A 15,053-nucleotide genomic window follows, 5' to 3' on the forward strand; every position below is an offset into this window, starting at 1 on the left:
TATATCTACTGGTATAACAATGAACGTTCAAAATCAAAATTGACTGGATTGAGTCCAGTCGAATACCGAACTCAGTCCAGCCAATTAGCTGCATAATAAAAACTCTAACTTTTGGGGGTAACCACCTAACCACCTATTGAATCTCATGCGTTTTTATTTTTGAAATAATTAATAACTGTCAGGTAAAGTAATATAAGTATTCTTAAAATACAAAATTTGATGCTATTTTAGAAGAGTCGTCATGAGACGCTCTTTTTTTATGTAGACAAAACCGTTGTATTGCCATGAAAAAAAATTGAAACTTTTTAATAATAGTCTGGCTCTAATAGGCAGAAGGGAGGTTAAATTGATGAAAAAACACAAACTTATTAAAAAGGCGATAAAAGGAAATAAGGAGTGCCTTGAGGAACTGCTCGTTATACATAGCGATCAATTATACCGCACCGCTTACTTATATGTTCGGAACCGGGAAGATGCGCTGGATATTGTTCAAGAAACATCTTATAAAGCTTTTTTATCAATTGGGCAATTGAAAAACGAAAAGTTCTTTTTAACTTGGCTAACAAAAATACTTATAAACTGTTCGTATGATGTATTAAAAAAGAGCAAGAAAGAATTACCATGGAATAATATAGTCGAACATACTGTGGATAAAAAGGACAACAAAGAGGAGAGTCTAGACTTATTAGAAGCAGTTAATAGGCTAAATGATAAACATAAAAATGCAATTATTCTTTTTTACTTTCAGGATCTTCCTATAAGTGAAGTAGCTAAATTGATGAACATACCTGAAAATACGGTGAAAACTTATTTAAGCAGAGGGAGAGCTCGATTAAAAAAATTGCTAGGAGGGATGGGTTATAATGGAGGAAAAATCACTTCGAGAAGTATATGAGAAGATTGAAGTACCTAAAGATGGTGTCTTAGATGCAATCAAGGCAGGAAAGGAACGTGCTGGTTATGAGGTAGCTAAAAATAAAAAGAGTGCTAGGAAAATTGTATGGTCTACAGTTGCAGCTGCAACAATAATTGTTTCTTCCAGTTTCATTTCTCCTTCCATATCTCACGTAATGGCGCAAGCACCGTTGCTCGGAAATGTGTATACTGCTTTTAATGATGCTGTAGGTCGGAGTTTGCAATCCCAAGAATTAATAACAGAATTGAATCAAACCTCTAGCTATAAAGGTATAGATGTATCTATTACAAATGCATATTATGATGGAGTTGTCGTAGGAGTCACTTTTTCTGTTAAAGGAAATGTAAGCACAGAAGAAGATGGCCGTGTTCAAGGGTTCTACGAAATATTTGATGGTGAGGCTGGCATATCTGATAGTAAAGAATTAGTATATATGGAGCCATCGGATAATAGCTATGTAGGGCATATACAATTAAGCTATCCCAAAACGGAATTACCTTCAGAAACATCTTTCCCACTTGAATTTAAGAGGATAGGAGGAAAGGAAGGAAGTTGGCGATTCGACGTACCGATAAATCAGTTACCATATGAGACAGTAAATGTTGACATTGGATCTATCGAAAAAGATGCAGATGTAAATGTTCATTTCGATTCAATTATTGAAGGTAAAGCATCAACAGCTATTAATTATACTGCTACTTTTCCGACGGAAGGAAAACATGATCAAGTACGACTTGAAGCTTATGATGACCAAGGTGAGGAAATCAATATCTCTACAGACGGAATTGATTTAGAAACTCTTACAGAGAACGATAGAATTATAGTCAAAGGAAGAAGTATTATTCCGCAGGCTATAAAGGGGGAAACTAGTTATATAGAAGTGCTTCCTAAAGTAGCATTAAATGAGCCTGATCAATTTATTAAATTAGATGAAGAAACTCCTTTTGAAGTACATGCTGAAAGGCAAGATTTTGCTGTTAAAATAGGGGAGATTACTGTTAAAGATAAGAGCATTACGTTTGATTTTCAAATAAATAACGGTAATAACATGAATCGGCACTTCTCGTTTTTTAGTGATTTTGCCCGCAATGATGTCGCTTTAGTTAAAGAATCAGTAAAGGATATTTATGAGAAGCCAATTAAACACTCAGTTGATGTAATTAACAAAGATAACTTAACCTTTACAAGCACGTTTGATATTAGTGGAATTAGTAATTTCAACCTCAAAGACTATGTAATAAGAGTTAATATGGGATCATTGAGTTCTAATATTCCTGTTGAGTTAGAGAAAGTTAAAATTGATTTGACTGAATAGTAAACCCTTAAAAAGCCAACCTTGTTTAACAATGGTTGGCTTTGCTAAATCTTATATTAAAGTAACAAATGTAAGTGTTAAGCTAGACGATTATCTATGGTCGATAAGTGTGAAAAATTCATCTTTTATTTGGAATATTATGTTATTATTGAAAAAATAGAGGTAAATGGTTCTGATTTATAGATTCCGTTAATTAATAAGTGTGGAGGGATGAGGTATGTATCAGTATTTTAATGGACTTGTCATTAGAGAGGGAACAGAAGGAGTTTCTGCTGAATATGTTGAATATCTATTTAAAGATGCTGGGTGGGTAAGAACTACACCAGATTGGCAGAAAGAAAAATTCACTCTTATTTTCAAAAATTCAACTTGGGCCTTTACGGTTTGGGATGATGATAAAATGATAGCTATGGTTAGAGTTATTTCAGACCAAATAATGGCTGCTAATATAATGGACCTAGTAGTAGATTCAAAATACCGTGGGAAAGGGATAGGTACAAAATTAGTAGAACTATGTGTTCAAAAGCTTCCACACGGTGATTGGTTTGCCCATACCTCTTCAAACATTTTTGGTTTTTATAAAAAATCTGGTTTTGAGGTAAAAGATTTAGCAGAAAACGGAACCTGTTCTTATTACGGATATATTCAAGCAAGAAAAGAAGGACACAGATAATAAATAATAATTATTGGGGGCTTGTCAAATGAATTACTTCTTGCGATTAAATGTTGTTAGTATTCTATATGCTCTTATTGTTTTTGTTCCTCTTGAAATAATGCTAAATGTTTATAGAATTAGTAGACTAACAAATTGGGAAATTGGCACGGTAAATATAATGACTGGCTTAACGCTAATTGTTGAAATAATAGGTGGTACCATATTACTCTACTTCTTAACAAAAAAGTGGTTAGATGGACGAAAGGCAAACTTTTGGACAGTCATCCTTTGGGCACCCTATTTTGTCCTTTTTATTTATGTTTTCACTTCTTTATTGCCAATAACTTATGGTGGTGATTCCCCCAATCCTGTTACTGGTCTTTTTGCAATAGGAGGATTGATTGTTTATCCGTTTTATATACTAATTCTTAATTTTGTTGGTATGACCAGTAATGATAAAACAATTAGGACTACCTAACTTTAAAAATTAATTTGAGAATAAATTCAATAAATAATAACCTAATTTTTTACAGATTGGGTTATTTTAATACTAGGGGGAAAGCTTATGGTGAATAAAATGTTTGCAATAACTATTTTGTTTTTGTTGATAGTGACAGGGTGTAATGCTGAAACGGTAGACCCTAAAGAACATATAACTGAAATATATAGTATTGCACTAAACACCATTATGGAAAGAGATAAAGGTTTAAATGACGGTATCGAATTTATAGCGATTGATATGAGTAACTTCGATAAATGGAACGCACAACCGTTAACTGATGAAGAGCGAGAAGGGATTATAAGTTTTTTCGAGGACCAATATAACATTAAAGTAATGAATGCTTCCTATGAAAATTTGAAAGAAAAAGGTTTATATAATTCAGAGACAATGGTTTTGGATGGTGTTCTCCTTAAAATAGAAAAGGTTGATTTTGTAAATGATACTGAAATTATATTTCAAGGTTCAAAAACTAGAGCAGGTAATGGCGCAATTGGTGTAAAAGGAATTATTCAATTCAAAGATGGAATCTGGACTATTAAAGACTTAAAAGAGATTTGGGTCAGTTAGTGGTTTATCTTTTCTTTAACTACATAGAAACTTAAGTTTATAAAGGAATTAAAATCATGTAAGGAGATGTCAAAATGGTAAATTTAATAATTGTACTTCCAATTATTCTAATTTTGGTTGGTCTATATTTCATTACTTTAGGCCTTTGGGAATTAAGAGAAGGTGTGAATAGAAATCAATACATAAAATATATGTTTACGGGATTATTTTTGTTATTTATATTAACCCCTCTAATTTGGCTTTTTGCTAACAGCTTTTTTGCACGTATGAGTTAATTACGCTGAATCGATACACAAAAAAACTTTCACATTCTTCTTTTGGCAATAGCGAAATTTTAAGACGCTTTCTATTGAAGATCAATCGGCTCATACACCCCTTGATTTTCCAGTAACTACAAATGTCTCATCCCCTTGGGAAAATCCGACTGATATTACATTTAGTAATTTTTTGTTATCTATAATAATTGTCTTCATATCTATTTCTATTTTAATGCTGGCCATCATTAAATGGCTGACAAGCAAGAATAGATGCTGATATGCTTCGAGTTTTGAATGATAATGTCCGCCATCTGCCACACTTACTTAAAAAATAGACTTTGGCTAAAACAAAAAACATTATTGATTGGTTCTAAGCACAATCAATAATGCAATATGTGAAAATGTGGCACTTTGCTTTATTTTTTGTTTGCCTTAATCAAGCCATCAACTACATCCCAAATTAATCCAATCACCAAGAGTACTACAATCCATAATGTAGATTGTTCCCAGATCACGCTTACTGTTCTATATCCGTCACTGTTTTCAGTAATTAATCCAGCTTGTGTAAGCTCAAGCATGAAATCTGGATTCCAAAATGCATTTCCATTAATCATCATAAATACTGCTATAATCGAAACTAAATTGACAAGTGCTGTATTAATGACTAATTTGTATGTCCATTTTCCATAAACGAGCTTTAGAGATTCTTTTATTATACCAATACCCATAATTAGAATAATGAAAAGCAAGGAAGAACTATATGTTTCACTATTTAAAAATGGAACCACACCAGAGAATCCATCATGGAAAATCCAAATTCCCAAATATTCATTAGAAAAAACAAACATGATGATTAATAAGGTATAAAATGCAATACCTACTAGCGGCTCACAATACTTGATTTGTCTTTTTTTATCTGGAATAGGAGCTAAATCCGATGGCTTCCATTCCATTCCTATTTCTAAATCTTTTGATTTAATCTCCCCAAAATGGTCTGGAATCGCAAATCCAAATGTTGTCCAACCAACAGCTGCGGGAAGAGCGGTAACAAGTGCAACAATAAACTCAACGAAATGATCAAGAATAGAAACGGGATTAATAACACTTTTAATAACAAAGGTAAGAAGTATAACAGAGAAAGTAGAAATTAAAGCTATTTTTAGTACCAACATGTAGGAATCAAAAAATTCAGGGCCAATTAGATATTTTTTGGTGCCTCTATATTTCTGAGCTAAAAGTCTAGGGTTTCCCAACTCCATCAATACTTCTTCCACATCATCATCCGTAATATTCTTGCTTTGGACTCGTTCATCCAACATATCCTCAATTAAACTGTGGAGTTCTTCTGCAATATCCTCCCGTTGTGATTGTGGGAGCTTCTGTGTTACAGCATAAATATAACGATCAATCATCTCCATCTTTTTTTCCTCCTTTAATGTCAATAACATTACTCATGCTCTGTACGATATGTTGCCATTCAACGATCAGCAGTTCGTATACTTCTTTTCCGGTTTCACTTAATAAGTAATATTTACGTGGTCTTGCTTCATTTGTGTCCCACTTACTTTCAAGTAGCCCTTGTTTTTCTAATCTTCTTAATAGTGGATAAAGTGTGCCAGGTTCTACATGAATTCCTTTTTCTTCGAGTCTGGTAACAAGTGAATATCCATATTGAGGTTCTGATAATTGACTCAGCACACCAATCGTAATCGTACCACGGCGCAATTCTTGCATTAATTTATCCATATATCCTTTAGCGTCATTCATGTTTATCAACTCCTACATTCAGTATAGTGTATGACGCACACTATTGTAAAGTGCATATTGTTGTTTACCTCAAAATATTTGATTATATTTATAACATAGTTAGTGTTTTGACAGTATGAAGCTAACAGGCGCAAGAATTCTTTTCTTCATGTGCACTCATAATATCAAGGGTATAATTAAGAATTTTCATTAAGTGAACATATAAGAATCTTCTTCAAATATAACAATTCCAATTAAAATACTTGACTTTATCGTCTTCTAATTGTAAATTAATAGTATTTCACAATTGAATAATATTCTTATCCAGAGAGGTGGAGGGACTGGCCCTACGAAACCTCGGCAACAGCTCTAATAAGCAATGTGCCAATTCCAGTAGCGATTAGCTAATAGATAAGAAGAGCGAATAAAGAATTTTACTGACCTCTTCTTTTTTGGAAGTGGTCTTTTTTATTTTTATCACGGTGCTAACCGTATGTAAGACCTCCACTTCAAGTAACACAAGGATAAGTTTAGGGATAACAAACGTTAACACCCTGGTAAGTTTCGCTAATGATCTGTGGGGGGCAAAACCACACTGATCATAGTCTCACTTTATATAGGAGGTTAGCCCATGTTTACTATGGATCTAACAGGCAAAGTTGCAATCGTAACAGGTGGTGCAAATGGTATTGGTAAATCTATTGCCGATGCTTTACGATACTCTAAAGCAAAAGTTGCAGTTGTTGATATTCATAAGAGTCACCATAGAAATGAAGACGATTTGCTATTTATTCAGGCAGATGTTACTGATAAAAACGATGTAGAAAAGATGGTTGATCAGGTAATATCATATTTTGGCAAAGTTGATATATTAGTAAATAATGCTGGAATTTCTACGATGGATTATTTTGTCGACATCAAAGAAGAAGATTGGGACAAGACTATGGAGGTAAATGCCAAAGGTGTCCAATTATCTAGTCAGACCGTGGCGAAAAAGATGAGGAATCAAGGTGATGGCGGCAAAATTATCAATATAGCTTCACAAGCTGGTAAAAATGGTTATCGGTTAATGGGGAGTTATGTTGCTTCAAAACATGCAGTGATTGGATTGACCAAAGTGATGGCATTGGAGCTTGCACAAGACCAGATTAATGTCAATGCTGTATGTCCAGGAATTGTGGAAACAAGTATGAAACAGAGAGAACGAGTTATCGGTGGAAAATTAAGAGGGCTGGATAAAGAAGCGATTAAGGAAGAGGATTTCTCACAGGTACCACTTGGCAGAACTGGAACACCAGAAGATGTCGCATATGTCGTTATATTTCTAGCTTCAACATATTCTGACTATATGACAGGTCAAGCCATTAATGTTACTGGCGGCATGACCATGCACTAATTTTATTTAGGGGGATTAAGAGTGACACAACAGTCAAAGGGTAATGCATTCGCGCTATTACCATTACTTATATTTGTTTTATTATTTATCGGTACTGGAATTATTACACAAGATTTTTCCAATATGCCTATTAATGTAGCAGTTGTCATCGCTTCGGCGGTAGCTATTGCCATGAATCATAAAGAAAAATTATCAAAAAGAATAGAAGTGTTTACGAAAGGTGTCGGGCATGAAAATATTATTTTAATGGTTATTATTTTTGTGCTGGCAGGAGCTTTCTCAGAAGTTGCAAAGGGAATGGGTGCTGTTGATGCAACAGTAAACTTGGGTCTTTCACTTCTTCCTGCAAATCTATTAATGGTAGGGCTATTTATAATTGGGTGTTTTATCTCCATTACGATGGGGACTTCGATGGGTACTGTAGTAGCACTTGCACCCATTGGTATTGGAATTGCAGAACAAACTGATATACCAATGGCGTTAGCGATGGCTACAGTTATTGGTGGGGCTATGTTTGGTGATAATTTATCCATGATTTCTGATACAACGATTGCCTCTGCACGAACACAAAATACGTCGATGAGTGATAAGTTTAAGACGAACTTTTTCATTGTACTTCCTGGTGCGATCATTACTGCCATCATTTTATGGATTATTACATCAGGCAGCCATGTCAATGCATTGGAGGACTATTCATATAATATTGTAAAAGTATTACCATACATTATCGTATTAATAGTTGCGATCCTAGGAGTGAATGTGCTAATAGTATTAACCGGCGGAATCATTTTAGCTGGTGTGATTGGTTTGATCGACGGATCTTATACGGGAACAAGTTTAATTCAGGCCGCTTCTCAAGGGATTATCAACATGGAAGATATCGCGATTGTTGCCTTATTTATTGGTGGAATAATTGGCATTGTTCAGCACAATGGCGGGATCGATTATCTCTTGAATTTTGTTACAAGTCGGATTAAATCGAAAAAAGGTGCTGAATTTGGTATTGCTGGACTTGTCAGCGTCGCAGATATCAGTACTGCCAATAACACGATTTCGATCATTATGACTGGTCCGTTAGCTAAAAACATTGCCAGCAAATATCAAATCGATCCGAGGAAATCGGCCAGTATCCTTGATGTTTTTGCTGCGTCATGGCAAGGTATCGTACCATATGGTGGCCAGATGCTTGCCGTTGCCGGTCTTGCTTCCATATCTCCATTAAGCATCATGCCATATTCCTTCTATCCGGTATTACTAGGTATTTGTGGCATTGTAGCGATTTTGATTGGATTTCCTCGAATAAAAAGTAAAACAATTTCATAAGGAAAAGTAAGGCTATACTAATATTGTGTAAGAAAAAGCTAACAAAATCCTATATTCGATTTTGTTAGCTTTCTTTTATAAGTAAAGAAAGCATAAAATTTGCGCGGATGTCTAGCTCCGAGCGCCCAAAAACTAGGCGACTTCACGAATCGCCTACGATAAAGAAGACTTGCCGATTGGTGAAGCCAGAGGCTTAGTCGCCCTTATACCCTTGGGTGAAAGTCATCATCGGTTCGCTTTTCTCAGTGATTCCTTTATCTCAGTTGATTAGCTCCAGTCGCTACGTTTCTAGGCGGGCGCTCTGCGCTTTTCTTATTTACTTTTCTTTCCGATTGACATGAATCATAATTTTCGTGACGTATTGTTCCTCACTGTCTTTTACCACTGTGTCATAAATATATTCTTCTAATGCATAATTACCCATATCTAAATTTAACCGATCCAATTCTGACAATAGTCGTTCATATGTATGATGTATTTTTTTATCTTCTCCTACATGATAGCCAATTAAAAAGTCACCTTGCACTGTTTTAAAATAGGGATTATCCTTCGTTGGATGTGGTTGCTTAATATATAAATAACTGTAATTCGTGAATTCACCTTTCAACATTTGTTCGCGTTTTGTTAAGCCACCTATAGGATGTCCTGTATCAAGATGGTATTTGTACAATTCATCTAGAAAGTCTGAGAACACCCCAAAGAATTCTTCATCCGTAATATTTTCGATATTTTTACTTAAATAAAATGTTTGTTCTGGTAATCGTTCTACTTTAACTTGATCAAAGTTAAGATTTGATGCAGTATTCATTAATTCAATCTGTGCATCAATCATCTTCTCCTTCATTTCAATCTCCATTCGTTGTTTCGCTACTTTTTCCTTCTGTTGGTACATGATGGATAGAAATTTTTCAGGTGATTTATGTTCAACATATCGTCGAATATCTGGTAAGGACATGCCAAGATCCTTTAGCAAACTAATGACCGTGAATAACTCTAATTGGCGAATGGAATAATACCGGTAGCCTTTTTCATTTTTGTATACAGGTGATAAAAGTCCGATTTGATCGTAATAAAAAAGTGTCTGTTTGTTTACTTTACATAGCTTCGCAAATTCACCAGTTGTGAAATATTTAATATTTTTTTCCTTCATTTTTTATCTCTCCACTCTTGACTATATAGTTACTATATACCATAAGATGATCTAGTACAACGAATTACGTGTTGGAATTAAGGATGAAGGAGAAATAATGATGAAACAATCAATCTTTCGTAATCGAACATATATGTTATTGTTAGTTGCTGGTATTTTTGCGATTGTGGGCTTTAGTATGTTTTTGACAACCACGTCTTGGTATATCATAAATGTACTTGATTCAGCAGGTGTCTTAGGAATTGCTTTAATTACGGCAACTGTCCCACGATTAATTTTAATCACATTTGGTGGAGTGTTGGCAGATAAATATAAAAAAACTACCATTATGTTTGGTACTAACTTGCTTCAGGCATTGGTTTTGTTTTGTATTTACTGGCTTGTTGCAAGTGACTCTATGACCCTAGCATTATTATTTGTTACGGTAGGCGTATTTGGTATGCTAGATGCATTTTTCGGGCCGGCGAGCTCATCATTAATACCAAAAGTAGTAGAAAAATCGCAATTACAGCAAGCAAATGCTTATTTTCAAGGTATTGATCAAATATCTTTTATTATTGGGCCGATTCTTGCGGGAGTTATCATGGAAACAAGTGATATAGCGACAAGTTACTTTGTTGCAACAGTTTTGGTTCTGCTATCTGCTCTTGTCGTGTTCCCGCCTTTTATTAAGGAAGATCCAGTTGAGCATGAAGGAAATCAAAGCACTTTAGAAGATTTTCGTGAAGGTATAGCTTATATGAAATCTTCTACATTTTTGCTGACAGGGATCATTGTGCTGATTACTTTAAATTTCTTTATATTTGGTGGACTACAAATTGCGATGCCGCTGTTAGTTGATCTTCTTGGCGGAACACCCATTAATTTAAGTTTCATGGAAGTCAGTTTAGGAAGCGGTATGGTAATAGGGACATTGATGATGAGTATTATAAAAGTGAAGCGCAAAGGATTTACGTCTTTGATGGGTCTTTTTGCATCATTGACATCATTAATTATTTTTAGTTTTGCTACTAATTTAATGTTCCTGACAGCCATTTTGTTCCTAATAGGATTTTCGATTGCTTTTGTGTTTGTGCCATTTTTTACAGCGGCTCAGGAAAATACAGAAAATCGGATAATGGGAAGGGTAATGAGTATTATATTCTTGGCAATGAATGGTTTCGATCCAATTGCATACGGTGTTGTCAGTGCGCTAGCTTCAGCAGGAATGAACATCCAATTAATTCTTCTTGTATCAGGAGTGATGGGGATGTCTATCGCTATCTGGGTATGGTTTAAAGGAAAGGCTTTTGTCAGAGCTTATTAACAATAATTTCACCATAACATTCGAGTAGAAGATAATTTAACAAAAAAAGGATTGTCACGAGAAAGTCTGTTGTTCTAGGGAGGATTAAAGCTCAAAAAATCTCCACAATATGTGGAGATTTTTGTCCTTTTATCACGGTGCTAATCGTCCGTAAAACCCCCACTTTAAGGTTCGAGAAAATTAAAGAAGCTCTAAGTGGGGGATAACGGACGCTAACACTCTGAAGGTTCACTAATGGAAGTCTCACTTTATAAGCATATTCGCTATATTAGTCTGATGTTGTTCTAAACGATTAATTGTACCATGTAGGTGGACATTCACCGTTATTGGCATATCTCCTTTTTGTACTACTTCTGCCAACTAGAGTCTGTCTTATTCACCATTTTCCAACCAATCTACCTCTTCTTGGGATAGCTCGATTTTTGATCCTTCTAAACAGGAGACAAGTTCTTGTTCGTTTTGTGCTCCAATTAATGCACAAGTTGGAAAAGATTGATTTAATACATATGCTAAAGCAATTTGGATCGCTGTTACGCCTTTTTTATCTGCCAATATCTTTGCCCTGTTAAACCGGTCCCAGTTTGCATCACTATAAAAAACCCGAACAAGATCTTCATTACTTCGATCTTCTGGAGTGAATCGACCAGTAAAAAATCCTCTTGCTTGTGAAGACCATGATAGAATTGGCAATTGTGTTTCCTCATGCCATTTCAGATCTGAACTATCTGTTGAGACACATCCTTTCCAGAATGGTTCATTAGCCTTAGCCAGACTAAGGTTCGGACTACTAAATGAAAAACCTACTAAGCCATTGGAAGCTGCATATTCATTCGCTGCTTTAATTCGTTCAGTTGTCCAGTTGGATCCACCAATTGCTTTTATTCGACCAGCTTCAATATGTTCATTTAATGCATCAATGATCTCACTGACTGGAACATTTGGATCGTCTCTGTGTAAGGCATATAAATCAATATAATCTGTACCAAGTCTTTCTAAACTTTCAAATAGATCTTGTCTAATTGCTTCAGAATTTACACGTGGTCCATTTTGGTCATGATGAGCTCCTTTAGTCAATATTACAATATCTTCTCGATTATTTCGTTCCTTTAACCACATACCAATAGCTACTTCGCTTTCTCCACCACAATAAATATGAGCTGTATCAATCGTATTACCGCCAATCGCTACATAACGATCTAACACCTGGCAAACTTTATCATAAACACTTGGCTTAAAATAATCTGACCCTTGAATTAAAGTAGTAACAGGCTTATCGAGCCCATTAATTTGAATTGTATTCATTTCGATCATCCTTCCTTAATTTCTACACGTCTTCTATCTTCAGCAGAAGTAAGGCATGCATCTAAAACCTTCATGTTCAAAATGGCATCTTTAGCAGGAAAAGGTAATGGTTCACCGCTTTGAATACTTTGCCCAACCGCATCTGCTTGTAAAGCATATTGATTTACATATGGAACTTCTACCTTTTTAGCTCCATTATCAGTGTGAACATCAAAATGATCTTGTTCATTTTGATTAACAACAAAAGCAGATGGGACCTCGATTCTACCTTCTGTCCCTAAAATTTCTAGACGATTACGGAAGTCTGCCCACATGCCACAATCAAAAGTAAGAGCAACTCCGTCGTCAAATTCCAACATTCCTGACGCCATCATATCAACATGATCATGTTCTTTTGAAAAGAATGCATGAACAGTTGCTGCCTGTGGTTCAGCTTTTAAGATCATTCTGGTAGCACTTATTGGATAAACCCCTACATCATATAAAGAGCCACCACCCCAATCCTTTTTATAGCGAACATTTTCTTTCGCTGCTGCATTGTTGAAGGTAAAAACGCCATGAATTCCGCGGATTTCTCCAATTTCTCCTGATTGAATCAATTCCTGAATCATTTGATATCTTGGATGGTACCGATACATAAAGGCTTCTGCTAGAACAACTCCGGCCTTTTTGCTTGCTTCTACCATCTCTTGAGCTTCGTGGGCATTTAAAGCAATGGGTTTCTCACAGAGTACATGTTTTCCTGCTTCCATTGCTTTAATCGACCATTTTTTATGTAAATGATTCGGTAACGGGATGTAAACGGCATCAATATCAGGATCAGCTAATAACTCTTCATATGTCCCGTATGCAATGGGTATCTCTAATTCCTTCGCTGTTTCTTTTGCACTGTCTAAGCTGCGACTAGCAATGGCAAATACTTCACCTGTTTTGGATTCTTTGATTCCAGGAATAACCGCTTTTTGAGCAATATTCGCTGTGCTTATAATTCCCCATTTAATTGTCATCCTTTAACCTCCTTCTATAAGTACGTGTTCAAAAAGGAGAATAAAAAGCGCAAAGATGTAAGCCATCGAAGAATTTCATAGCGATTTTCCCCATGCTTTTTGAACAACATATATAACTTTGTTGTTATTATAATAGATTCATATTAATATTAAAATAGAAGCTTTTTGCTATAAGATAACACAATATTGTCCTTTAGGATGTGAAGTGATGAACCGTCAAGCTTTATTGCCAACCATAAAAAAACATGAATACATGATCCTTCCCGAGTCAGTCGGGTGGTATGGGTTAGCAGCGGAGCATGATGTATATCGCGAGGCCGACTCATTAGATAATTTTAGTATTCATTTTGTCTTATCGGGAACTGGTTTTGTAGAAATCGACGGAAAGCAATATGCATTAGAAAAAGGGGACGCCTTTCTTTATTACCCACAACAAGAACAAAGATATTATAGTAGTACAGAGGACCCGTGGAGCATTAGGTGGATACATTTTTATGGATCTACCTTACACACCTTTTTATCTGAGATTGGATTTGGAAGGTTTACCTTATGGAGACTGCCACATTTAGCTAAATTGGAGAACACGCATGAGCAATTATTACAGGAAGCAGAGCAAAATAGCTTTTTACAATTAACACAATTATCTACACTTACCTATTCTTTTTTGTCCACTTTTACAACTATTGCCGTGCCAAGAGAATCCAATTCCAAACAAGAATTAGATTTGCGGATCCAATCACTATTACCGAAAATGAAAGTAAAAGCTCCAGATCCATTTGACCTTGAATACTGGGCGAAAGAAACGGGCGTAAGCACTTATTATTTCTGTCGATTATTTAAACGTGTGACACAGATGACCCCAATGGCTTTTATAACATTGTGTCGTTTGCAATGGAGTAAACAATTACTGTTAGAAGAAAAAAATCTTACGATCAGAGACATTGCCGAAAAATCTGGATATCCTAATCCTAGCTATTTCAATAAACTTTTCTTAGAAAATGAGAGAATGACACCAACTAAATATCGGCAGATGTATCTTTAGTTTTCTGGATAAATCATACGTAGTTTTGTACCTGGAAAAATGATCAGTGTAAAAACGAAGAAATTATTCCTTTTAAAATGCGATTTTGATTCATTGTTATACATTTATTGCGTATCATCCTCCGTATGTGTCATCAACTAATCTTTGTCTATGGTGGCTTTCCCGGTAATAATATTGCTTTTTGAAATATTATGTTAGTGTGGAGTTGTGAGTTTAACTTATTAGATGAAACCTATGAAATATTAATTCGTATTATTAGGGTGTAGGGGGGATAACCTTGAGGTATTTTTTTATAGGACTTATTTTATCTGTAATCGGTGTTTTAATCTCTTTCATCGTGTGGGGCATGGATAAGGCTTATGTGATTACTGCTGGTATTGGATTCTTATTTATTGGAATTTCAATGGTTTTTTCAGGTTCAATGGTAAGTGGAGATCGAATGAGGGCCAATTTTGCAACAGAATCTGATGATGATAGACGTATTCGAAGAAGTGTTACTTTTCGTTCAGGTTTGATTGGAATACCTAATCTTGTTATTGCGCTCTTGATTTACTACTTCCTTAACTAAA

General features: G+C 35.2%; 17 protein-coding genes and 1 riboswitch. Of the genes, 12 read left to right on the top strand and 5 right to left on the bottom strand.

Annotated elements, in window-relative coordinates:
- From ACTWP4_RS21615 to ACTWP4_RS21645, 7 genes are all read left to right on the top strand, one after another.
- Window positions 1-96 (top strand): IS3 family transposase (locus ACTWP4_RS21615; protein ID WP_443128304.1); only part of this gene is annotated, 96 nt, incomplete at its 5' end.
- Between the two features lie 253 nt (window positions 97-349).
- Complete coding sequence (locus ACTWP4_RS21620; protein WP_443130860.1) at window positions 350-895, top strand: sigma-70 family RNA polymerase sigma factor; 546 nt, start codon at window positions 350-352, stop codon at window positions 893-895.
- Window positions 864-2,231: a DUF4179 domain-containing protein gene (locus ACTWP4_RS21625; protein WP_443130861.1), complete on the top strand. Its 1,368-nt coding sequence runs from the start codon at window positions 864-866 to the stop codon at window positions 2,229-2,231. Before ACTWP4_RS21620 ends, ACTWP4_RS21625 begins: the two co-directional genes overlap by 32 nt.
- 217 nt (window positions 2,232-2,448) lie before the next feature.
- Complete coding sequence (locus tag ACTWP4_RS21630; RefSeq protein ID WP_443130862.1) at window positions 2,449-2,904, top strand: GNAT family N-acetyltransferase; 456 nt, start codon at window positions 2,449-2,451, stop codon at window positions 2,902-2,904.
- A 28-nt stretch (window positions 2,905-2,932) separates the two neighbouring features.
- Window positions 2,933-3,364, top strand: coding sequence for a hypothetical protein (locus ACTWP4_RS21635; RefSeq protein WP_443130863.1), 432 nt, complete (start codon window positions 2,933-2,935; stop codon window positions 3,362-3,364).
- 87 nt (window positions 3,365-3,451) lie between these two features.
- Window positions 3,452-3,955 (top strand): peptide ABC transporter substrate-binding protein, encoded by a 504-nt coding sequence (locus ACTWP4_RS21640; protein WP_443130864.1) that lies wholly within the window; start codon window positions 3,452-3,454, stop codon window positions 3,953-3,955.
- Window positions 3,956-4,029: 74 nt separating this feature from the next.
- Entirely contained in the window at window positions 4,030-4,230 is a 201-nt protein-coding gene (locus ACTWP4_RS21645) for a hypothetical protein (protein ID WP_443130865.1), read from the top strand.
- 398 nt (window positions 4,231-4,628) lie between these two features.
- On the opposite strand, the gene ACTWP4_RS21650 is transcribed toward ACTWP4_RS21645, so the two are convergent.
- Both ACTWP4_RS21650 and ACTWP4_RS21655 read right to left on the bottom strand, forming a co-directional pair.
- Window positions 4,629-5,630, bottom strand: coding sequence for an HAAS signaling domain-containing protein (locus ACTWP4_RS21650; protein WP_443130866.1), 1,002 nt, complete (start codon window positions 5,628-5,630; stop codon window positions 4,629-4,631).
- Window positions 5,617-5,979, bottom strand: coding sequence for a PadR family transcriptional regulator (locus ACTWP4_RS21655; protein ID WP_443130867.1), 363 nt, complete (start codon window positions 5,977-5,979; stop codon window positions 5,617-5,619). Before ACTWP4_RS21655 ends, ACTWP4_RS21650 begins: the two co-directional genes overlap by 14 nt.
- A 296-nt stretch (window positions 5,980-6,275) precedes the next feature.
- A riboswitch (SAM riboswitch) is annotated at window positions 6,276-6,376 on the top strand.
- A 213-nt stretch (window positions 6,377-6,589) separates the two neighbouring features.
- Between ACTWP4_RS21655 and ACTWP4_RS21660 the strand changes: the two genes are divergently transcribed.
- Window positions 6,590-7,354, top strand: coding sequence for an SDR family NAD(P)-dependent oxidoreductase (locus ACTWP4_RS21660; protein ID WP_443130868.1), 765 nt, complete (start codon window positions 6,590-6,592; stop codon window positions 7,352-7,354).
- A 21-nt stretch (window positions 7,355-7,375) separates the two neighbouring features.
- The gene (locus ACTWP4_RS21665) at window positions 7,376-8,677 is read left to right on the top strand and encodes a Na+/H+ antiporter NhaC family protein (protein ID WP_443130869.1); all 1,302 of its coding nucleotides are present in this window, start codon (window positions 7,376-7,378) and stop codon (window positions 8,675-8,677) included.
- Between the two features lie 316 nt (window positions 8,678-8,993).
- Here the strand turns inward: ACTWP4_RS21665 and ACTWP4_RS21670 are convergent, their stop codons facing one another.
- Entirely contained in the window at window positions 8,994-9,827 is an 834-nt protein-coding gene (locus ACTWP4_RS21670; RefSeq protein WP_443130870.1) for a MerR family transcriptional regulator, read from the bottom strand.
- A 97-nt stretch (window positions 9,828-9,924) separates the two neighbouring features.
- Here ACTWP4_RS21670 and ACTWP4_RS21675 point away from each other — a divergent pair, with 97 nt between their 5' ends.
- Window positions 9,925-11,133: an MFS transporter gene (locus ACTWP4_RS21675; protein ID WP_443130871.1), complete on the top strand. Its 1,209-nt coding sequence runs from the start codon at window positions 9,925-9,927 to the stop codon at window positions 11,131-11,133.
- A 372-nt stretch (window positions 11,134-11,505) separates the two neighbouring features.
- Here ACTWP4_RS21675 and ACTWP4_RS21680 read toward each other — a convergent pair whose 3' ends face one another.
- Window positions 11,506-12,435, bottom strand: a complete 930-nt coding sequence (locus ACTWP4_RS21680) for an aldo/keto reductase (RefSeq protein ID WP_443130872.1) — start codon at window positions 12,433-12,435, stop codon at window positions 11,506-11,508.
- A gap of 5 nt (window positions 12,436-12,440) precedes the next feature.
- Complete coding sequence (locus ACTWP4_RS21685) at window positions 12,441-13,442, bottom strand: Gfo/Idh/MocA family protein (RefSeq protein ID WP_443130873.1); 1,002 nt, start codon at window positions 13,440-13,442, stop codon at window positions 12,441-12,443.
- Between the two features lie 208 nt (window positions 13,443-13,650).
- On the opposite strand from ACTWP4_RS21685, the gene ACTWP4_RS21690 reads away from it, so the two are divergent.
- Both ACTWP4_RS21690 and ACTWP4_RS21695 read left to right on the top strand, forming a co-directional pair.
- Window positions 13,651-14,484, top strand: coding sequence for a helix-turn-helix domain-containing protein (locus ACTWP4_RS21690; protein ID WP_443130874.1), 834 nt, complete (start codon window positions 13,651-13,653; stop codon window positions 14,482-14,484).
- A gap of 277 nt (window positions 14,485-14,761) precedes the next feature.
- Window positions 14,762-15,052: a DUF5316 domain-containing protein gene (locus ACTWP4_RS21695; RefSeq protein WP_443130875.1), complete on the top strand. Its 291-nt coding sequence runs from the start codon at window positions 14,762-14,764 to the stop codon at window positions 15,050-15,052.
- Window position 15,053: the final 1 nt, after the last annotated feature.

Source organism: Gracilibacillus sp. D59 (assembly GCF_052246695.1).
Taxonomy (GTDB): domain Bacteria; phylum Bacillota; class Bacilli; order Bacillales; family Amphibacillaceae; genus Gracilibacillus.